Here is a 19111-nt window from a genome sequence, read left to right as displayed (position 1 = left end):
CGGTCAGGATATCCGCGCCTCGGCCAGCCGGTCCTGCACAAGGCCGCTGATACGTGCCAGATCGGTGGCGAGTGCCTGTCCCTGCGCGTGGCCGCGCGCGAGTGCGGTCGCCGCATCCTCGAGCATCCGGTCATGGGCGGAACGCGCCACCCCTGCCAGAAACCGTGCGATATAGTCGATGGCGGAGGTGTCACCGGCGCGGGCCAGCACATCGGCGACATGGGTCAGATCCTCGCGCAGCGCCTGTGCATCGGCTGCAATCACTTCGTTTGGGAGTGAGCGCAGCCCCTGCGGCTGTGTCTCGGGCGGCAGGGCAGCAAGAATCGCCTGCTGGAACACCGCGAGATTCTCGATCGGCTTCGCCAGAAAGCCGTCGGCACCGGCGCGGAGCGCAGCTTCGCGGTTCTGAGGGTCGCCCGAAATGCCGAGGACCACTGGTACCTTTTGTGTGCTGTGGCTGATGGTGGCGATCATGTCTGCGCCGTCACCATCGGGCAGACCCATGTCAATGATGACTACATCGGGGCGATAGGTTTGCAGATGTCGCAGGGCCGAACGGATGCTGTCGGCCCGACGAATACGAGCGCCGGAGCGCAGGCAGAGCAAGCGCATCGCTTCGCAGGCGACACGCGAATCCTCGACCACCAGTACGGTGAGACCGTTCAACGGTCGGTTGGGCGTGGCGGCGCGCCAGGGAGAGATTTCGTGCACGCCAATCAGTTCCTGTTCGATCATCGCAAAAATCCTGACTGGAAAGCTCCTTCTGGTCCGAAGATGGGCCGATTCGCTTAAGATGCAGTTAACGACGCCTTGTTTTCCTTTCCCCCGCCGCCTCATGGGCCTAGAAGGGCGCAAATGACGGAGGAAGTGATGATCGGACGCCTGAACCATGTCGCCATCGCCGTGCCTGACCTGCAGGCCGCAGCCGCGCAATACGCCAACACTCTGGGTGCCAAGGTCGGCGCACCGCAGGACGAGCCGGATCATGGCGTGACCGTCGTTTTCATCGAATTGCCGAATACCAAGATCGAGCTGCTTTACCCTTTGGGCGGGAACAGTCCGATCAGGGGGTTTTTGGAAAAGAACCCTTCGGGCGGCATCCATCATATGTGCTTTGAGGTCGAGGATATCCTTGCCGCGCGTGATCGGCTCAGGGCCGAAGGCGCGCGCGTTCTGGGTGACGGAGAGCCCAAGACCGGCGCCCATGGCAAGCCGGTGCTGTTCCTGCATCCCAAGGATTTCAACGGCTGCCTGATCGAACTGGAGCAAGTCTGATGAGTCTGACCGGGGGCATCGTTCTTTATGCCGTATTGTGGTTTTTGGTGCTGTTCGTGCTCTTGCCCTTTGGCCAGCAGAGTCAGGCTGATGTCGGGCAGGTAACGCCCGGCACCCCCGCCGGCGCCCCCCATGAACCCAAGCTGAAGAAAAAGGCGCTGTGGGCGACGATAATCGCGACGCTGATCTGGGCTGCGATCGCTTATGTCATCATCGCCGGGGTGATCACCCGCGCAGATCTGGACGCCTGGACGCGCTGAGATGATAGAGGTGGGTAAAACCTGCTGCCGCCAGCACTGGAACAACGATATTCAGCAGTGGCACGGTTAACAGCGCCGCAATCAGTACCCCCAGCGCCGTTGCCTGCGGGGTCAGTCTGCGACGCAGTGCCGTGGCCTGCGGCTCATGCAGATGACGGCGCGCCGCCATCTGAAAGAACTCACGGCCCAGAAGCCAGCCGTTGCCGCCATAATACAGCACCGAAGCCAGTGGCCCGAGGAATGGCGTGAGCACCAGCGTCACAAGCGTGACGAGGATCACCGCCCCCATAACCGCAAGCGATTCCAACAGCCCGTCCCAGAAATCGACCGGCAGACCGCGGGCGGCAGGGTAATGGGTTTCCTCGACCGCTTCTGAGACCCGCTCAGCGAAAAGGCCCGAAAAGCCTGCTGCCACCGGGGCCATCAGGAATATGCTCATGATCGGGAAAAGCAGCAGCGAGCTCCATGACAGGGCAGGAGCCAGCGGTACCGCCCCGATCCAGGGCAGGCTGATCTGTTCGGGCGCAAAGATGCGGATCGCCCAAAAGGTTCCGGCCTGCAGCGCCACAAACAGCGCAAGCGTCAATCCAACCCCCAGCAGCACAACGCCAAAGATGCGCGGCCGCATCAGGTCGCTCCAGGCGAGGAAAAGTGCGCGCAGCACCATCAAAGAAAGCTCGTCCTGGCAGCCACATCCGGGCGCGGGCGGTCAGGCGGGGCGGACCCGCGCCGGCCGATGTGGATCAGGCCGGCCACACGCTCATTCTCGGCAAGGCCCAGATGCTCGCGGGCAAAGTCGGGATCAGTCGCCGGCCCGGTCAACCATGCAGCGCCATAGCCCGCTGCAAGGCTTGCGTTCAGCAGTTGCAGGCAGACCGCCCCGGCTGAAAGAAACTGCTCCCATTCCGGGATTTTTGGGCTTTCGACCGGGGCCGAAACCACCGCCACGATCAGCGGAGAGCCAAAGGCCGAGCGCGCCTTTTCCGCCGCAGCCTCATCGCCGCCTTTGGCCAGCACATGCTCGGCCACCAGAGGGGCCAGGCGATCCAGCGTCTCGCGCCCAAGGACGATAAAGCGCCAGGGCTCAAGCTTGCCATGGTCGGGCACGCGTGCTGCGATCTCCAACAGCGCCAACAGCTCATCACGCGCGGGCGCAGGGCCGGCCAGCAGCTTGGGCGGATGCGAGCGGCGGCTGCGCAGGAAGGCGAGGGTGGCAGGGTCAGAATATTGCATCGGGCTCTCGTCTGTTTCGCGCGGGTCAGATCCTGAGATAGCCACAGCGATAGGCCGATGCCAGACGGCATTGCCTTTTTCCTCGTCTGCGGGTTCAACGGGACCATGACCGATCTGAGCCACCTTGCCCAACCGGGGACCCAAATCGCGGTGCGCGTCACGCCGCGTGCCTCGCGCAATGCGGTGATCCTGGACGGAGAGACGATCCGCGTCACCGTCACCACCGTGCCCGAGGACGGCAGGGCCAATGCCGCTGTGGTCAAGCTGCTGGCCAAGGCGTTGGGCGTGGCTAAATCGCGGCTGGTGCTGGTGCGTGGGGCAACCGGCCGCGACAAGATATTTCGCCTCGATTAGCCGCGCTGCAGCCGGTAATTCCCCTCGGGCAGGTTCAGCGCGGCGCGCAATTCCTCAAGCTGCTCGATGGTCATGACGATCTGGGCAAGCTCTCCGGTGTCGGGGTCGAACTGCTCGATCACCACCCGGTCTTCGAAACTCTGGATGACCACATCTTCGTTAAGGGGGCGAGAGCCTGCCTCTTCCTCTGGCAGCTCGTCGATCAGGGTGATGACGGTGGCGTCGAAATCATGTTCGATGGTGAACATAGGGTACCCTTCTCGTTCAGCGTTTCTCAACAATCGCGTGATATTTATGCCCAGGCAACCCCGGGGCTTGGCTACCGGCGATTGGCACGGCTAGAGTGGTGCGAAATGTGATTATGAGGCAGGGCAGACGGATGATAAAGGCGTGGCAGGGGGTCGCGGCAATCGTACTGGTGCTGGCTGGTTGCGCCGCCGCACCTGTGGTGCCGCCCGGTGCGCCGGGCGCTTCGGGATCACAGCCCGCGATCACACCCGCGCCAGCGACGGCACCCAATGCCTCGGCTTCGGCCCGCGCCTTTGTTTCGGTCATCAGCCGTATGGAGCCTGCGGTCGAACGTGAATGCGTCCAGCGCCGCACCCAGCCGATCAACTGCGATTTCCAGTTTGTCGTCGATGACCGTTCGGGGCTAGAGCCGAACGCCTTCCAGACCGTCGATTCGACCGGACGGCCGATCATAGGCTTTACCCTGTCGCTGATCGGTGAGGCGCGGAACGCGGATGAACTGGCCTTTGTCATCGGACATGAGGCCAGCCACCACATCCTTGGTCATATCAACCGCAAGACCAGTGCGGCGACGGTGGGGGCGGTAATTCTTGGTGGGCTTGCCAGCGCCTATGGTGGCGATGACAACGTTATCCGCACGGCGCAGGATTTCGGCGCGCAATTCGGCGCCCGCTACTATTCCAAGGAATGGGAATTAGAGGCTGACTACCTTGGTGCGATCATCGCGCTGAATGCAGGCTTTGACCCTGAACATGGTGCCCAGTTCTTTGCCCGCATTCCCGATCCGGGGGATAAGATTTTAGGCACCCACCCGTCGCGCGCGGCCCGAATGTCGCAAGTTGCCCGGGCCGTGGCCGATCATCGCGCTGGCCGGGTGCGTTGACCGGCCGGCGCCGCAACTATGATCTCATGTAATTTTGTACTGGAAAATCGACGATTTGCTCAGAGATATGAAGGGCTGTCGTCATTATTGCGCAGGTGATCTGCTAAAAAGACACAAGCCCTTGGCAAAAGAGCCCCTAAACTGGTGGTTCTGCGAGAATTTGCTTTCGTGAGCGAGAAATTGCCCATAGGCTCCTGCGCAGTTGAGTCCCCTCCTTTCTGTCGGGCAGGGTTCGTTGAGGAGTTTTCATGATTGGTGTTATTCTGTGGAGCAGCCCGACGAGAGAAAAGGCCGTGATCTGGTGCGAGGACCACGGTGCCTTGGCCTATTTGCAGGGCAAAGAGAATCTGGTCATTCCGGCCGAATGGCCCGAGGCAGGCGATCTGGTCGAGCTTGAGGTTGATGAGGTGGCCGACCTGCGCCACGCCCGTGCGGTCAGCCTGGTCGCTGGCAATCGCCGCTGCGAGTTGCCTGCTCTTTTGCGTGAGATGAGCGAAAAGACGGTTCCTGCCCGTCCTGTTCTGCGGGTGATTGCCGGGACAGATGGAGAAGGGCTGAAAGAGCGGCCGCTAAAGGTTGCAGCCGCTCACTGACAGGATCGGGGATCAGGCGCCGCGCGCAAGCGCGGCCACCCCGGTGCGGGCCTGATCTGACAGGCCCAGAGGGCGCATCAACTCGGCAAAGGCATCCAGCTTTTCAGGCGTGCCGGTGATCTCGAAAACAAAGCTCTCCAGCGTCGAATCAACGACGCTGGCGCGAAAGATTTCGGCGATGCGCAGCGCCTCGACGCGCTTGTCGCCCTTGCTCGTGACCTTGAAAAGGCCCAGCTCACGTTCGACGCTGGGGCCTTCGACGGTCAGGTCGTGGACTTCGTGGACAGGGACGATGCGGCCCAGTTGCGCCTTGATCTGTTCGATCACTGCCGGGGTGCCGCGCGTTACAATGGTGATGCGCGAGCGGTGGCCAAGGTGATCAACCTCGGCCACGGTCAGGCTGTCGATGTTGTAGCCACGGCCCGAGAACAGGCCGATAACACGTGCCAGGACGCCCGGTTCGTTCTCGACCAACACGGCAAGGGTGTGGCTTTCGATCACCTGAGTGTTCGGGTCGCGCAGGTCATAGGCCGAATGGCTCGATGCGCCCTTCTGGATGTTTAGTGCCGCCATTTTCTTCTCCCAAACCTCAGACCAGCGCCGCGCCGGCGCCGGTGATGGCGCCTTCGGTTGAAGCTTCGCCCAAGAGCATTTCGTTATGCGGCTTGCCCGAAGGGATCATCGGGAAGCAGTTCTCGTGTTTTTCAACCAGCACATCCAGGATGAAGGGGCCATCGTAATCGAGCATTTCCTGAATGGCTGCGTCCAGCTCGGCCGGGTCCGAAACCGTGCGGCCTGCACAGCCAAAGGCCTCGGCCAGCTTGACGAAATCGGGCAGGCTTTCCGACCAGCTTTGGCTATAGCGCTCGCCATGCAGCAGTTGCTGCCATTGGCGGACCATGCCCAGACGTTCGTTGTTCAGGATGAACTGCTTGACCGGGGCGCGGAACTGCACTGCCGTCGCCATTTCCTGCATGTTCATCAGCCAGCTTGCCTCGCCGGCGACGTTGATCACCAGCGCATCCGGATGGGCGACCTGCACCCCGATCGAGGCGGGCAACCCATAGCCCATGGTCCCCAGCCCGCCCGAGGTCATCCAGTGATTCGGATCTTCGAAATGCAGGAACTGCGCGGCCCACATCTGATGCTGGCCGACCTCGGTCGTGATATAGGGGTTGCGGCTCGCCGTCAGCGCCTGCAGCCTTTGCAACGCGTATTGCGGTTTGATGACCTGGTCCGAGTTGCGATAGGCAAGGCAGTCGCGTGCCTTCCACTGCTCGATCTGCGCCCACCAGGCTTGCAGGCCCGGGGCGTTCGACTTGCGCCCGCGTGCCTTCCAGACCTTCAGCAGATCTTCGAGCACATGGCCGACATCGCCGACGATGGGCAGGTCGACATGGATGACCTTGTTGATCGAACTGGGGTCGATATCTATCTGCGCCTTGACCGAGCCGGGGCTGAAATCAGCGACCCGACCAGTGATGCGGTCGTCGAAACGCGCCCCCACCGCGATCATCAGGTCGCAGTCATGCATGGCCATGTTGGCCTCATAAAGACCGTGCATCCCCAACATGCCGATCCAGCCCTTGCCCGAGGCCGGGTAGGCGCCGAGTCCCATCAGCGTCGACGTAATCGGAAAGCCCGTCGCATCCACCAGTTCGCGCAGCAGTTGGCTGGCCCCGGTGCCCGAGTTGATGACGCCGCCGCCAGTGTAAAAAATCGGGCGCTCGGCTGTTTCCATCAGCTCAACCAGCCGGGTGATGGTGGCGAGATCACCTTTTTTCGCCGGCTGATAGCTGGGCGTCTCGATCTGCTTTGGCCCGACATATTCGCCGGTGGCGAATTGCACGTCCTTGGGGATATCGACCAGAACCGGCCCCGGACGTCCCGAAGTCGCGATATGGAAAGCCTTGTGAATCGTCGCCGACAGCTCGTCCGTCTCTTTCACCAGCCAGTTATGCTTGGTGCAGGGGCGGGTGATGCCGATGGTATCGGCCTCTTGAAAGCCGTCGGTGCCGATCAGAAAGGTCGGAACCTGCCCGGACAGAACGACGATCGGGATCGAATCCATCAGCGCATCGGTCAGGCCGGTGACAGCATTTGTCGCCCCGGGACCTGAGGTGACCAGAACAACCCCCGGCTTGCCGGTCGAGCGGGCATAGCCTTCGGCCATATGAACCGCGCCCTGTTCGTGGCGGACCAGAATGTGCTTGATGTCGTTCTGTTGGAAAAGCTCGTCATAAATGGGTAGTACTGCCCCGCCCGGATAGCCGAATACCGTATCGACGCCCTGATCGCGCAGAGCTTCGATAACCATCCTCGCACCCGTCATCTGTCGGGACATGCCCATTCTCCATTTCTGAATTACAGCACGACAGGGATTTTCCCCCGCCGCGTCGCGGGAAACTATGGGCGCAGCGCGACAGGGTCAATGGCGATTATCCAAGAAAATGACCCTTGGATGCGGAATATTGAAATATTCTTGCGAATAAGCCGCAGTTTCGGCAATCACCGCCGGCTGGGGGGCAGGCTGATGCGGGCCACCTGTTCGACTATCGGGTCGATGGACAGGGGGTGAATGTCCGAACTGTGCTGCGCCGGGTCGCCGATGGGCTGCCAGACGCCGCCCTTGTAAATCTCAAGCGCCGCGAATTTGGCCTTGTAATCCATCTTGCGGCTGCCCGGCACCCAATAGCCCAGATAGACAAAGGGCAGGCCCGAGCTGCGCGCCAGTTCGATATGATCAAGGATGATATGCGTGCCCAGGCTGAGGTTTTCCAGCGTCGGATCATAGAAGCTGTAGACGAGGCTCAGCCCGTCATCCAAGACGTCGGTCAGGCAGACGGCTACCAACCGGTCTGTGTCCAGCGAAGGAGCGTCCCCGGCCTTGTCGCCCTGATTGCCGCGATATTCGATGACGCGGGTGCGCACCGGCGTTTCCTCGATCATTGCAGCGAATTCAAAGATATCCATATCGGCCATGCCGCCATCGGCATGACGCGCATCAAGATATGAGCGGAACAGATCATACTGTTCCTCTGTCGCCCAGGCACTGGTTGCCAGCCTGCGCAGATGGGCATTTTTGCGCGCCACCCGACGCTGGGTGCGCGAAGGTTCGAAATCCGCGACCCGGATGCGGGCCGACATGCAGGCTACGCAGCTTTCGCAGCTGGGCCGGTACAGCACGTTCTGCGAACGGCGAAAGCCCTGACGCGACAGGGCATTGTTCAGTTCATTGGCCGAATCGCCTGCCAGCGCCGTGAACAGCTTGCGTTCGGCCCGGCCGTGCAGATAGGGGCAGGGCTGCGGAGCCGTCACATAGAATTGTGGCGCATGTGGAAGACTATGCCGCATCAGACGCGTCCCCGCCGCTCCGGGCACGGCACGCCTGCGGACACATGCGAAAGGGTCAATTTCGGGTCGGCGCGCATCGGCTGCGGCATGAACTCTGCTGTCGGTTGCTCCTCGACTGAGCCTAACAACAGTTACCGGGCACGCCAAGCAGGGAAAACTTCAAGAACTGAACAGGCCAGTGTGACCCGGCGGCATTGACGCGGCGCGGGCGGCGGATAGGTTCGGAATATGGATTTCGCTGCCCGCATCACCCGCCTGCCCATTCCCGCCGATCCTGCTCGCGGTCAGTCCGCATTGCGGGCGACCGGGATCGCCGATCCCCAGCTTGGCGACCTGATCCAGGGTGCCGCCGGTTGCAGCCCCTATCTGGCCGGGCTGATCGAACGCGAGGCGGACTGGCTCGCCGATGCGCTTTCGCATGAGGATGTCGTTGCCCGCGAAACGGCGGGGTTCGAAGAGCTGACCGCCGACGCCCTTGGCCCGGCGCTGCGCCGCGCCAAGCGCAGGGTGGCGCTGTGGACTGCGCTGGCCGATCTGGGCGGCGTCTGGCGGCTGGAGCAGGTGACGGGCGCGCTGACCGATCTGGCCGACCGCGCTGTTGATCTGGCGTTGCGCGCCCATGTCGCAGCCGAACAGGCACGCGGCAAACTGCCCCCGACCGATGCCGATGCGGGCGGGATCGTGGCACTTGCCATGGGCAAAATGGGCGCGGGAGAGCTGAATTACTCCTCGGATATCGACCTGATCGTTCTTTATGATGACAGTGTCTATTCCCCCGATGATCAGCACGAGGCGCGCGCCTGCCTGATCCGCGCGACCCGCAAGGCCGGGGCGACGATCTCGGACAACACCGATCAGGGTTATGTCTTTCGCACCGATCTGCGATTGCGGCCCGATGCGGCGGTTACCCCGGTCTGCATCTCGGTTTCGGCGGCGCTTGCCTATTACGAGGCCGAGGGCCGGACGTGGGAACGCAGCGCCTATATCAAGGCGCGGCCCTGCGCCGGGGATCTGGCCGCGGGTGAACGTTTCCTGCGTGAGCTGCGTCCCTTTGTCTGGCGGCGCCATCTCGACTTTGCCACCATTCAGGACGCGCATGACATGCGGCTGCGCATCCGCGATCACAAGGGCCTGCATGGCCGCATCGAGGTGCCCGGCCATAATATGAAGCTGGGGCAGGGCGGCATCCGCGAGATCGAATTCTTTACCCAGACCCGCCAGCTTATCGCCGGTGGGCGCGATCCCGACCTGCGGGTGCGCGGCACGGTCGAGGGGCTGGCGCGGCTTGCCGAAAAAGGCTGGGTCCCGTCTGAAGTGGCCAAAGAGCTGACCGCCCATTACCGCGAGCACCGCGAGATCGAGCATCGTATCCAGATGGTGAACGACGCTCAGACGCATTCACTGCCGAATTCCGCCGAAGGGCTGGACATCATCGCCCGGATGATGGGGGCCGGGGACACTTCGGCCTGGAGCACCCGCCTCGCCGACCGGCTGACGCGGGTCGAGGCGCTGACCGGTGATTTCTTTGCCCCCGGCGAACAGCGAGCCCGACCCGAGCTTTCGCCCGAGGCCGAGGCGATGGTTGGCCGCTGGCGCAGCTATCCCGCCCTGCGCTCGGTTCGGGGACGCGAGATATTTGCCCGGATCGAACCCGAGCTTCTGACCCGGCTGACCGCCGCTGCCCATGCCGAAGAGGCCCTGGCGCGGTTTGATGCCTTTCTGGCGCGGTTGCCGGCGGGCGTGCAGATATTTTCGTTGTTTCAGGCCAATCCCCAGCTGATCGACCTTATCGTCGATATTTGCGCGACCTCGCCCGGGCTTGCGCATTACCTTGCCCAGCATCCCGAGGTTCTGGATGCCGTGCTTGGCGGCAGCTTTTTTGTTGCATGGCCGGGTGTTGTGGGGCTGCGCAGCCAGCTTGAGCAGATGCTGGCAAGTGCGCTTGGCGCGCCGGGTGGCGGCTATGAACAGGCGCTCGACGCAGCGCGTCGCTGGGCGCATGAATGGCAGTTCCGCATCGGTGTCCACCATCTGCGCAGCCTGATCGGCGCCGAAGAGGCGGGTGGGCAATACGCAGATATCGCCGATGCTGCGGTCGCGGCGTTGTTCCCGGTGGTCGCGGCCGAGTTCGCGCGCCGCCATGGTCCCCCTCCGGGTCGGGGGGCGGTGGTTCTGGGCATGGGCTCGCTTGGGGCGCGGCAGCTTAACGCCTCGTCCGACCTTGACCTGATCGTTATCTATGATGCCGCCGGGCAGGATGCCTCCGATGGGTCGAAGCCTTTGGCAGCGCGCGCCTATTACGCCCGGCTTACACAGGCGGTCATCACGGCGCTTTCTGCGCCAACCTCTGCCGGGCGGCTGTTCGAGGTCGATATGCGCCTGCGTCCCTCGGGACGGCAGGGACCGGTTGCGACCTCGGTGCAGAGCTTCCGCGACTACCAGATGACCGAGGCATGGACATGGGAACATCTGGCCCTGACCCGCGCCCGGGTGATCGGCGGCTGCGGGGCAGAGGCTGACGAACTGGCCGATGAGGTCGAAGCATTGCGGGTCGAGGTTTTGCGCAGCCGCGGCACCGACCCCCGCGTGATGCCCGACCTGGCCGAGATGCGAGCCCGGATCTTTGCCGCCAAAGCCCCCGATGGCGCGTGGGAGGCCAAGATTGGTCGCGGTCGATTGCAGGACATTGAATTGCTTGCGCAATGTTTTGCATTGCAGGCCGGCTCTCCGGTACGGGCGGCACAGGGACAGTTGCGTATCGGGCCGCGAACCGGGCTGATCGGGCGTGATCAGGCGGAAAAACTGGCTTCGGCCCGGCGTTTTCTTTGGGGGCTGCAATGTTCGGGGCGGTTGCTGACTGACCGGCCAATCGACATGGATAATCTTGGCAAGGGCGGGCAGGCATTTCTGCTGCGCGAGACCGGCACCGCCTCGCTTGAGGATCTGGCCGCGCGGCTGGCTGAAACGGTCGAAACGGCGGGCGCGATCATTGATGATGTGCTGGCCGAGGCCAAGGTTCAGACGCAATAGCCGCACCTTATCCGACCCTGCTGATAGCGTGCAGTGCCCGCACCCGGCCCGTGGTCTGTTGCCCAGCCGCCACCTGACCATTCGCATTGGCAGAGCTGCTAAGGGGAATAGGTTCGCGAGAGATTACTGTTTCAGCCGCTTCGTCGTGGTTGGCATCAAAAATGCCGTGCTGGGTCTTGTCCCAGTAAAAGGGCTTGGCCACCAGTTCATAAACCGCCTTCCACGCTGCCAGACAGCCAAGGGGAAAGTACAGGTGCATCGTCGGTACCCAAGGGGTCAGGTGGCGGTGCTCACGTCCCCGGACCGCCCACAGGCCAATGGCGACGTTCAAAAGCTCGGATGCGACGAACAGGCTGAAAAGCACAGGGATGGCATTGCCGCCCCACAGCCCTGCCAGCACATTGCGCATCGGATGGGGCAGGCCAAGGCTGAGCAGCCAAAAGCTCCACAGTACTGGCGCGAACAGATATTGAGAGACTGCAGCGAAAAGCTGTGCCTGCAACCCGATAAAGCGCCGTGACCCAAGATCGCGCCACAGACCCACCGGGTCGCGCATATGCACGCCCCAAGTCATGGCAAAGCCCTTGAGCCAGCGCGAGCGCTGCTTGACCCAGGGGATAAGGCGGCAGTTCGCCTCTTCATGCGTGACGGTGTCGAGCATTTGGGTGCGGTAGCCGCGCCGGGTCAGCCGCACGCCCAGATCGGCGTCCTCGGTGACGTTCCAGGCGTCCCACGCGCCGACCGCCTCAAGTGCGTCGCGGCGGAAAAACAGTGTCGTCCCGCCAAGCGGCACCACCAGGTCAAGTGCTGCCGCCCCGGCCAGCGTGCCGCGAAACCATGAGGCATATTCGATGGTAAATGCGCGCGCGAGCCAGTTGGTGCGCGGGTTGTAATAGTCGAGAACGCCTTGCAGGCAGGCGACCTCCGGCGGGGCAAAGTGAAAACCGCGCGCGACCTTATGAAGCTGTTCAGGTTCGGGGCGGTCCTCGGCATCCCAGACGCCAATGATCGAGCCACGGCAAAAGTTCAGCGCATAATTCAGCGCCCGTGGTTTGGTGCGGACCGGACCATCAGGCACTTTCACCACGCGCAGCCAATGCGGCAGCCGGCTGTCGTCAAGCGCCTCGCATGTGATGCGATCGCTTTCTTCGACCACGATCAGGATATCCATCAGCTCACGCGGATAGTTCAGCCTCGACAGCCGCCCGATCAGCTTGTCGGCGATATCGGCCTCGGCAAACAGGGGCACCATGACCGAAATCACTGGCAAAGGCGCTTTCATTTCGGGCGGGCTGGTCGCGCCTTGGGCCATGGCGCGCGCCTCACGCCGCATCTTGCGGGTTTGGCGCAGAATCGCGGCAAAGGAGCAAATCTTCAGCGCAGTCGAGGCGATCAGCGCCAGAACCGCCCAACCGGTCAGCACCGCAATGAAGCCGATCGGAGCCAGCGTGAGGCCAAGAACTGCGGCGAGAATCAGCAAGCCAGCGATCCAGGCGGTTCGGCCTTCGTTACGGGTGCGGCAGCTTTCCCGGGGTGGCACACAGGTTTCGGCCTTACGCACAAGCGATGTGCGGCGCAGGGCCAGAATCGCCTCACGTGCCGCATTTTCCGAACACAGCAGCATGCGCACGGTGCCAAAACCGGGTGGCAGGCGGGTTTGCAGTGCCTCGAACTCTTCGGGCCGGGCGGTGGCGATGAAGGTCACACCGCCGATCCGCCGCCATGGCACCACGCCTGCGGTAAGGCAAAGCTGCGCGCCCAATGTGTCGATCAACCTCGGATCGGGCGGCAGCGCCTTGAGATCCAGCACATTCGTGCGCCATTGCCGCGAGAGGGCGCGGATCAGCGCCTCTTCCTTGACCCAGCCATGGGCAAGCAGAATTTCCCCCAGCCGCGCCTGCTGCCGCTGGCGTATCATCAGCGCCTTGAGCAGATTTGCCGGCTCGACTGCGCCATCCTCGATCAGGATCTGGCCCAGTGGCCGCAGGTCGCGGGCAGAAACAAGCGCCCCCTGAGCTGGGACAGCAGCAGGCAGAATGTCCCGGTCGGGCCTGAATGGAGCAATGCGGGCCAATGCGTATTCCCTTGCTGGGTCACGATGGCCCCTCTCTGCCACGGAGAAGGTTAAGATGAGGTTAACCGGGCCGGGTCAGCCCCGCCCGGTCCGAAAATCAGGCGCGACGGGCCCGCATCGCCTCGGTAAAACGCTCGAACAGATAGGCACTGTCCTGCGGGCCGGGGCTGGCCTCGGGGTGATACTGTACCGAGAACACGGGCTTGTCGGCCACGCGCAGCCCGCAGTTCGACCCGTCGAACAGGCTGACATGGGTCTCGATCACGCCTTTGGGCAGGGTTTGGGCATCGACGGCGAAACCGTGGTTCATCGAGGTGATTTCGACCTTGCCGGTCTCGACATCCTTGACGGGGTGGTTCGCACCGTGGTGGCCGTGGTTCATCTTGATGGTCCTGGCGCCAAGCGCCAGCGCCAGCATCTGATGGCCAAGGCAGATGCCAAAGATCGGCATATCCCTGCGCAACAGTTCCTGAATCATCGGCACGGCATATTCGCCGGTCGCTGCCGGGTCACCCGGGCCGTTTGACAGAAAAATGCCCTCGGGATCATGGGCCAGCACTTCCTCGGCCGTGGCGGTGGCAGGCAGGACCGTCACATCGGCCCCGCTTTGTGCCAGCGAGCGCAGGATGTTGCGTTTCGCGCCATAATCGACGGCAACCACGCGGAAGGGTCTGCTCTCGTTGGTTTTGCCGAAGGTGTCGGGCCAGGACCACAGCCCTTCGTCCCAGCGATAGCTTTGCCGGCAGCTGACCTCTTTGGCGAGATCCAGCCCGACGAGACCTTTCCATTCGCGCGCCTTGGCGACCATAGCGGCGATGTCGAAGTTACCCTGCGGGTCATGGGCCAGCACCACGTGGGGCGAGCCCTGCTGGCGGATCGCGCGGGTCAGGCGGCGGGTGTCGATGCCGCCGATCCCGATACGGCCACGCCGCTCCATCCACTGGACGAGATCCGAGGAAGCCCGCCAGTTCGACGGTTCGGTCGGGTCCCATTTCACCACGATCCCCGAGGCGACAGGCTCGGGCGCCTCATCATCTTGCCCGGTCACACCGGTGTTGCCGATATGGGGGAAGGTAAAGGTCACGATCTGGCTGGCATAAGAGGGATCAGTCATGATCTCCTGATAGCCGGTCATCGCGGTGTTGAAGACCAGTTCGGCCACCACCTCCCCGACCGCGCCGAAGCCCTGGCCGTGGAACACGGTGCCGTCGGCAAGCGCAAGACATGCGGTCGGTTTCTGGGGCATCGTCGATCTCCGGGTAAATCGGCGGGAACCTAGGTAAAGGGCGGACGGGCGTCAAGGCAGGACTGGCACCTTGATACGGAACTTTGACGTGTGGTCGGGGTTGAGGCATGGCTTGACGGCAAGGACGAAGCCGGGCACCACCCGGCGGAATTCATCCAGCGAGGACCATATGGGATTGCGCGAGCGTATTCTGGCTGACACCAAAGAAGCGATGAAGGCCAAGGACTCGGCGCGGCTGTCGACGCTGCGGCTGATCTCGGCCGCGATCAAGGATCGTGAGATTGCCGCCCGGACCGGGGGCGGGGACGAGGCGGGACTGAGCGAGGCCGATCTGACCGCCATCCTGTCCAAGATGGTCAAGCAGCGCCAGGAATCAGCCAAAGCCTATGAAGAGGGCGGCCGGCTGGAGCTGGCCGAGCGCGAACTGGAAGAGATCCGCGTGATCCAATCCTATCTGCCGCGCCAGCTTGACGAGGAAGAGACCCGCGCCGCCATCGAAAAAGCCATTGCCGACTTGGGGGCCGAGTCGATCCGTGACATGGGCCGTGTCATGGCTGAGCTGCGCAGCCGCTATGCCGGGCAGATGGATTTTGGCGCTGTCGGCCCGATGATCAAAGACCGGCTGATGAAGTGACAACCCGCCCCTGATTCTCGGGTCAGGGGCCGCGTTGCGCCCGCTTCGATTCTGAAAACATGCTTTTCCGGATTCGGAACTGATACAATTATTCCCGCAACGGGCAAAAGCTCGTGTGGGATGCGGGTTTCTGTTTACATGCGCCCCGACTCGCCGCCAAAGACGCGAGTTGAAAGCGCCCGGTGAGGCGCTGCCATCAGGAGGACGGGCGATGAAAGCATTGGTGCTAGAGGAAAAGGGCAAGCTGTCGCTGCGGGATTTTGACATCCCCGGTACGCTCGGGCCCAGGGATGTGCGGATCAAGACGCATACGGTCGGGATCTGCGGCTCGGACGTGCATTACTATACCCATGGCAAGATCGGCCATTTCGTCGTCAATGCGCCCATGGTTCTGGGGCATGAAGCCTCGGGCACGGTGATTGGGGTCGGGGCCGAGGTCACCCATCTTAAGCCCGGCGACCGCGTCTGCATGGAGCCGGGGATCCCCGATCCGACCTCGCGGGCATCAAAGCTTGGGATCTATAACGTTGATCCGGCCGTGACCTTCTGGGCGACGCCGCCGATCCATGGCTGCCTGACGCCCGAGGTGATCCATCCTGCTGCCTTTACCTACAAGCTGCCCGACTCGGTCAGTTTTGCAGAGGGTGCGATGGTCGAACCTTTTGCTATCGGCATGCAGGCGGCCCTGCGGGCGCGCATCCAGCCGGGCGACGTGGCGGTGGTCACTGGCGCCGGTCCCATCGGGATGATGGTGGCGCTGGCGGCGCTGGCTGGGGGGTGCGCACGGGTGGTTGTCGCCGATCTCGCGCAGCCCAAGCTGGACATTATCGGTGCCTATGACGGTATCGAATGCGTCAACATCCGCAATCGTCCCCTGGTCGAGGCGGTGGCCGAGGTGACTGACGGCTGGGGCGCTGACATCGTCTTTGAATGCTCGGGCGCGGCTCCGGCGATCCTTGGCCTGCCTGCGCTGGCGCGGCCGGGTGGGGCGATCGTGCTGGTGGGCATGCCTGTCGATCCGGTCCCGGTAGATATCGTCGGTCTGCAGGCGAAAGAGCTGCGGATCGAGACCGTTTTCCGCTATGCCAATGTCTATGACCGGGCGATTGCGCTGATCGCCTCGGGCAAGGTGGATCTCAAGCCGCTGATCTCGGCCACGCTGCCGTTCGAAGACAGCATTGCCGCCTTTGATCGTGCGGTCGAGGCGCGCGAGACCGATGTTAAGCTACAGATCGTGATGCCGGAGTAAGGCCATGTATCTTGGACTGGACCTCGGCACTTCGGGCATCAAGGCGATGCTGGTCGATGAGACCTTTGCCCCTGTGGGTGTCGCCCATGCCGCACTGACCGTCAGCCGTCCCCATGCGGGCTGGTCCGAACAGGCCCCAGCCGACTGGATCGCCGGGGCAGAGGCGGCGATTGCCACGCTGTTGCGGGATCATCCGCAGGAAATGACCCGGCTGCAGGCCATTGGCCTGTCGGGCCATATGCATGGGGCTGTGCTGCTTGATGCTGCGGATCAGGTGCTGCGGCCCTGTATCCTGTGGAACGATGGCCGCTCGGGCCGACAATGCGCCGAACTGACCGGGCGCGCAGATTTCCACGGCATCGCCGGCAATCTGGTGATGGCGGGCTTTACTGCGCCGAAACTGCTGTGGGTCGCGCAAAATGAACCCGAGGTGTTCGAGCGCACGGCCAAGGTTCTGCTGCCCAAGGATTACCTGCGGCTGTGGCTGACGGGCGAACATGTGGCCGAAATGTCGGATGCCGCAGGCACGCTGTGGCTGGATGTCGGCAAGCGCGACTGGTCGGATGCTTTGCTGACGGCCACCGGGCTTACGCGTGCCCATATGCCTGCGCTTGTCGAGGGCAGCGATGTCTCGGGCCACCTGCGCGCCGACCTGGCCGAGCGCTGGGGCATCGCGCGTGTCCCTGTGGCGGGTGGTGGTGGCGACAACGCGGCCACGGCCTGCGGTATGGGGGTGATGACGCCGGGTACGGGCTTTCTGTCGCTGGGAACCTCGGGTGTGCTTTTCGCTGCGACCGAGGCTTATGCGCCGAACACTGCCGACGCCGTGCATACCTTCTGTCACGCCGTGCCGCAGACCTGGCATCAGATGGGGGTGATCCTGTCCGCGACCGACAGCATGACCTGGCTGTCCGAGATCACGGGCAAGACTGTCCCCGGACTTGCCGCGCTGGTGACCGAGGTGAAAGAGCCGTCGCCCGTCACGTTCCTGCCTTACCTTTCGGGTGAGCGTACGCCCCTGAACGATCCCGACGCGACCGGCGCCTTCCTTGGTCTGCGCCGCGCTACGGGCCTTGCCGATCTGGCGCAAGCGGCGATGGAGGGCGTGGCCATGGCCTTTGCCGATTGCGTCCATGCTTTGCGCAAGGCCGGCACTTCGATCGAGGCGGCCTATGCGGTTGGCGGCGGCGCGCGTTCGCAGGCCTGGCTGAGGATCATGGCCTCGGCGACCGGGCTGACGCTGCTTGAGCCGGAGGACGGCGATTTTGGTGCTGCCTTTGGTGCGGCAAAACTGGCGGCGTCATGCGCGACTGGCGACACCTCCGAACGTATCTTTGCCAAACCTGCTGTGCGTGCTGAAATCAGACCCGATGCCGGATTGGCGCAGGCCTATGCGAAAAAGTATGAGATGTATCATACTGCTTGGCCGTGTTTGCGGGATCTGACCGCGCCCGCTTCCTGACCGCCGGGCGGGGGTAGCTTTCAGGAAAGCAGGCCCATGTCGCTGCATTGCGGCATGGGTCTTTTGCGTCGTGGGAGCAGCGTGACGTGATGGAACTTGAAGGATTATTCAATTTCTACGCAGATACTGGCAAAAAAGTATCGGTATTTTCTTGCCTCTGATGTGGAGATGCGCGGGTTGTGAAGCCTATGTTTGCTGAACGTTCGCGGCTGCCGGTCAGGGGAATCGCAGCTCGCAAGGGGGGAAGGTGAATGCAACCCGATCTGGAACTGGTCCATATCCGCAAAGGCGAATCCTTCGCCGCGTGGATGCATGGCTATCCGTTCCGCACGGTGCGCTGGCACTACCACCCCGAATATGAAATTCACCTCGTCGTCGCCACGTCGGGTACGTTTTATATCGGCGACCATGTGGGCAGTTTTCAGCCCGGCCAGCTGATCATGACGGGGCCGAACCTGCCGCAGAACTGGATCAGCGACATCGCGCCGGGCGAGGCTGTGCCGCTGCGCTCGCTGGTCATCCAGTTCCCCGAGGCTTTTATCGAGGGGGCAAGCGCCTCTATGGCCGAGATGGAGGCGCTGCGTCCGCTGCTGGATCGCTCGCGTCGTGGCCTGCTGTTTGATGACGAGACCAGCGCCCGTGTTCGTCCGCTGATGGAACGGCTGGTCGAGGCGCAGGGGCTGCGCCGTCTGGCGCTGTTCTGGGAAATCCTTGATCACCTTGCCAACGCGCCGGAATATGAGGTGCTGGCAAGCCTCAGCTTTGAGCTGGATCTGACGCGCATCAGTGACGGCGGCATCAATCGGGCGCTGTCCTATCTGCGCGAACATCTGACCGAGCAGATCGAAGAGGCCGGGCTGGCCGAGATGGTCGGCCAAAGCCAGAGCGCCTTTTCCCGTGCGTTCAAGCGCCATACCGGCACGACGCTGGTGCGCTATCGCAATCAGCTGCGTATCGATCTGGCTTGCCAGATGCTGCTGACCGTCCCCGAAATCAAGGTGGCCGAGATTTGCTATGAGGTCGGGTTTTCGAACCTGTCGAACTTTAACCGGCATTTCCTTAAGCTGAAGGGAATGTCGCCCTCGCAGTTCCGCGCGACTTTTGCGGCCCAGAAGGCAATGGTCATGGCGGACTGACACAAACCGATATCGCGGAATTCACCAATTCGGGCGGCGCGGCGCCGTCCGGAGACGCGCAGGCTTTGCCTGCTTTCAT

General features: G+C 62.9%; 19 protein-coding genes. 10 read left to right on the top strand and 9 right to left on the bottom strand.

Features of this window, described 5'->3' with window-relative positions; translation table 11 throughout:
• Positions 1 to 3: 3 nt before the first annotated feature.
• Entirely contained in the window at positions 4 to 735 is a 732-nt protein-coding gene (locus M511_RS02185; protein ID WP_176224500.1) for a response regulator, read from the bottom strand.
• Positions 736 to 870: 135 nt separating this feature from the next.
• On the opposite strand from M511_RS02185, the gene mce reads away from it, so the two are divergent.
• Complete coding sequence (mce, locus tag M511_RS02180; RefSeq protein ID WP_010392780.1) at positions 871 to 1275, top strand: methylmalonyl-CoA epimerase; 405 nt, start codon at positions 871 to 873, stop codon at positions 1273 to 1275.
• Complete coding sequence (locus M511_RS02175; protein ID WP_010392779.1) at positions 1275 to 1535, top strand: DUF1467 family protein; 261 nt, start codon at positions 1275 to 1277, stop codon at positions 1533 to 1535. Before mce ends, M511_RS02175 begins: the two co-directional genes overlap by 1 nt.
• Here the strand turns inward: M511_RS02175 and M511_RS02170 are convergent.
• Together M511_RS02170 and M511_RS02165 are read right to left on the bottom strand one after the other, a co-directional pair.
• A complete protein-coding gene (locus tag M511_RS02170) occupies positions 1501 to 2202 on the bottom strand; it encodes an EI24 domain-containing protein (protein ID WP_010392778.1) in 702 nt (233 codons plus the stop codon). The genes M511_RS02175 and M511_RS02170 overlap by 35 nt on opposite strands.
• Positions 2202 to 2768, bottom strand: coding sequence for a nitroreductase family protein (locus M511_RS02165; protein WP_010392777.1), 567 nt, complete (start codon positions 2766 to 2768; stop codon positions 2202 to 2204). Before M511_RS02165 ends, M511_RS02170 begins: the two co-directional genes overlap by 1 nt.
• A 105-nt stretch (positions 2769 to 2873) precedes the next feature.
• Between M511_RS02165 and M511_RS02160 the strand changes: the two genes are divergently transcribed.
• Positions 2874 to 3122 carry a DUF167 domain-containing protein gene (locus M511_RS02160; protein WP_085501296.1) on the top strand — a complete coding sequence of 83 codons (249 nt, stop codon included), beginning with the start codon at positions 2874 to 2876 and terminating at the stop codon, positions 3120 to 3122.
• On the opposite strand, the gene M511_RS02155 is transcribed toward M511_RS02160, so the two are convergent.
• Complete coding sequence (locus tag M511_RS02155; protein WP_010392774.1) at positions 3119 to 3370, bottom strand: hypothetical protein; 252 nt, start codon at positions 3368 to 3370, stop codon at positions 3119 to 3121. The genes M511_RS02160 and M511_RS02155 overlap by 4 nt on opposite strands.
• 131 nt (positions 3371 to 3501) lie before the next feature.
• Between M511_RS02155 and M511_RS02150 the strand changes: the two genes are divergently transcribed.
• Both M511_RS02150 and M511_RS02145 read left to right on the top strand, forming a co-directional pair.
• Complete coding sequence (locus tag M511_RS02150; RefSeq protein ID WP_010392773.1) at positions 3502 to 4254, top strand: M48 family metalloprotease; 753 nt, start codon at positions 3502 to 3504, stop codon at positions 4252 to 4254.
• Positions 4255 to 4502: 248 nt separating this feature from the next.
• Positions 4503 to 4847: a hypothetical protein gene (locus tag M511_RS02145; protein ID WP_010392771.1), complete on the top strand. Its 345-nt coding sequence runs from the start codon at positions 4503 to 4505 to the stop codon at positions 4845 to 4847.
• 12 nt (positions 4848 to 4859) lie between these two features.
• Here the strand turns inward: M511_RS02145 and ilvN are convergent, their stop codons facing one another.
• The 3 genes from ilvN to M511_RS02130 form a co-directional block, all read right to left on the bottom strand.
• Positions 4860 to 5420 carry an acetolactate synthase small subunit gene (gene ilvN / locus M511_RS02140; protein WP_010392768.1) on the bottom strand — a complete coding sequence of 187 codons (561 nt, stop codon included), beginning with the start codon at positions 5418 to 5420 and terminating at the stop codon, positions 4860 to 4862.
• 16 nt (positions 5421 to 5436) lie between these two features.
• Positions 5437 to 7191: an acetolactate synthase 3 large subunit gene (locus M511_RS02135; protein ID WP_010392765.1), complete on the bottom strand. Its 1755-nt coding sequence runs from the start codon at positions 7189 to 7191 to the stop codon at positions 5437 to 5439.
• Between the two features lie 164 nt (positions 7192 to 7355).
• Positions 7356 to 8201: an arginyltransferase gene (locus M511_RS02130; RefSeq protein ID WP_085501244.1), complete on the bottom strand. Its 846-nt coding sequence runs from the start codon at positions 8199 to 8201 to the stop codon at positions 7356 to 7358.
• A gap of 228 nt (positions 8202 to 8429) precedes the next feature.
• Between M511_RS02130 and M511_RS02125 the strand changes: the two genes are divergently transcribed.
• Positions 8430 to 11231 (top strand): [protein-PII] uridylyltransferase family protein, encoded by a 2802-nt coding sequence (locus M511_RS02125; RefSeq protein ID WP_085501243.1) that lies wholly within the window; start codon positions 8430 to 8432, stop codon positions 11229 to 11231.
• A 7-nt stretch (positions 11232 to 11238) separates the two neighbouring features.
• Here the strand turns inward: M511_RS02125 and M511_RS02120 are convergent, their stop codons facing one another.
• A complete protein-coding gene (locus tag M511_RS02120; RefSeq protein WP_085501242.1) occupies positions 11239 to 13305 on the bottom strand; it encodes a glycosyltransferase in 2067 nt (688 codons plus the stop codon).
• A 97-nt stretch (positions 13306 to 13402) separates the two neighbouring features.
• Positions 13403 to 14551 carry a glutamine-hydrolyzing carbamoyl-phosphate synthase small subunit gene (carA, locus tag M511_RS02115; RefSeq protein ID WP_085501241.1) on the bottom strand — a complete coding sequence of 383 codons (1149 nt, stop codon included), beginning with the start codon at positions 14549 to 14551 and terminating at the stop codon, positions 13403 to 13405.
• A 169-nt stretch (positions 14552 to 14720) separates the two neighbouring features.
• On the opposite strand from carA, the gene M511_RS02110 reads away from it, so the two are divergent.
• The 4 genes from M511_RS02110 (at position 14721) to M511_RS02095 (ending at position 19032) form a co-directional block, all read left to right on the top strand.
• The gene (locus M511_RS02110; protein ID WP_010392757.1) at positions 14721 to 15185 is read left to right on the top strand and encodes a GatB/YqeY domain-containing protein; all 465 of its coding nucleotides are present in this window, start codon (positions 14721 to 14723) and stop codon (positions 15183 to 15185) included.
• A 211-nt stretch (positions 15186 to 15396) separates the two neighbouring features.
• Positions 15397 to 16434, top strand: coding sequence for an NAD(P)-dependent alcohol dehydrogenase (locus M511_RS02105; protein WP_085501240.1), 1038 nt, complete (start codon positions 15397 to 15399; stop codon positions 16432 to 16434).
• Between the two features lie 4 nt (positions 16435 to 16438).
• The gene (gene xylB, locus M511_RS02100; protein ID WP_085501239.1) at positions 16439 to 17896 is read left to right on the top strand and encodes a xylulokinase; all 1458 of its coding nucleotides are present in this window, start codon (positions 16439 to 16441) and stop codon (positions 17894 to 17896) included.
• A gap of 251 nt (positions 17897 to 18147) precedes the next feature.
• Positions 18148 to 19032 carry an AraC family transcriptional regulator gene (locus M511_RS02095; protein ID WP_010392749.1) on the top strand — a complete coding sequence of 295 codons (885 nt, stop codon included), beginning with the start codon at positions 18148 to 18150 and terminating at the stop codon, positions 19030 to 19032.
• The last annotated feature ends 79 nt before the right edge of the window (positions 19033 to 19111 follow it).

The organism is Paracoccus sp. J56, from assembly GCF_019633685.1.
Lineage (GTDB): Bacteria > Pseudomonadota > Alphaproteobacteria > Rhodobacterales > Rhodobacteraceae > Paracoccus > Paracoccus kondratievae.
This window is presented reverse-complemented; position numbering and strand designations above follow the sequence as displayed.

Coding starts and splice junctions, on each gene's coding strand:
- M511_RS02165 (WP_010392777.1), bottom strand. CDS start 2,768: ATGCAATATTCTGACCCTGCCACCCTCGCCTTCCTGCGCAGCCGCCGC.
- M511_RS02130 (WP_085501244.1), bottom strand. CDS start 8,201: ATGCGGCATAGTCTTCCACATGCGCCACAATTCTATGTGACGGCTCCG.
- M511_RS02095 (WP_010392749.1), top strand. CDS start 18,148: ATGCAACCCGATCTGGAACTGGTCCATATCCGCAAAGGCGAATCCTTC.
- M511_RS02155 (WP_010392774.1), bottom strand. CDS start 3,370: ATGTTCACCATCGAACATGATTTCGACGCCACCGTCATCACCCTGATC.
- M511_RS02170 (WP_010392778.1), bottom strand. CDS start 2,202: ATGGTGCTGCGCGCACTTTTCCTCGCCTGGAGCGACCTGATGCGGCCG.
- M511_RS02175 (WP_010392779.1), top strand. CDS start 1,275: ATGAGTCTGACCGGGGGCATCGTTCTTTATGCCGTATTGTGGTTTTTG.
- ilvN (WP_010392768.1), bottom strand. CDS start 5,420: ATGGCGGCACTAAACATCCAGAAGGGCGCATCGAGCCATTCGGCCTAT.
- M511_RS02105 (WP_085501240.1), top strand. CDS start 15,397: ATGAAAGCATTGGTGCTAGAGGAAAAGGGCAAGCTGTCGCTGCGGGAT.
- xylB (WP_085501239.1), top strand. CDS start 16,439: ATGTATCTTGGACTGGACCTCGGCACTTCGGGCATCAAGGCGATGCTG.
- M511_RS02160 (WP_085501296.1), top strand. CDS start 2,874: ATGACCGATCTGAGCCACCTTGCCCAACCGGGGACCCAAATCGCGGTG.
- M511_RS02145 (WP_010392771.1), top strand. CDS start 4,503: ATGATTGGTGTTATTCTGTGGAGCAGCCCGACGAGAGAAAAGGCCGTG.
- M511_RS02150 (WP_010392773.1), top strand. CDS start 3,502: ATGATAAAGGCGTGGCAGGGGGTCGCGGCAATCGTACTGGTGCTGGCT.
- mce (WP_010392780.1), top strand. CDS start 871: ATGATCGGACGCCTGAACCATGTCGCCATCGCCGTGCCTGACCTGCAG.
- M511_RS02110 (WP_010392757.1), top strand. CDS start 14,721: ATGGGATTGCGCGAGCGTATTCTGGCTGACACCAAAGAAGCGATGAAG.
- M511_RS02135 (WP_010392765.1), bottom strand. CDS start 7,191: ATGTCCCGACAGATGACGGGTGCGAGGATGGTTATCGAAGCTCTGCGC.
- carA (WP_085501241.1), bottom strand. CDS start 14,551: ATGCCCCAGAAACCGACCGCATGTCTTGCGCTTGCCGACGGCACCGTG.
- M511_RS02185 (WP_176224500.1), bottom strand. CDS start 735: ATGATCGAACAGGAACTGATTGGCGTGCACGAAATCTCTCCCTGGCGC.
- M511_RS02125 (WP_085501243.1), top strand. CDS start 8,430: ATGGATTTCGCTGCCCGCATCACCCGCCTGCCCATTCCCGCCGATCCT.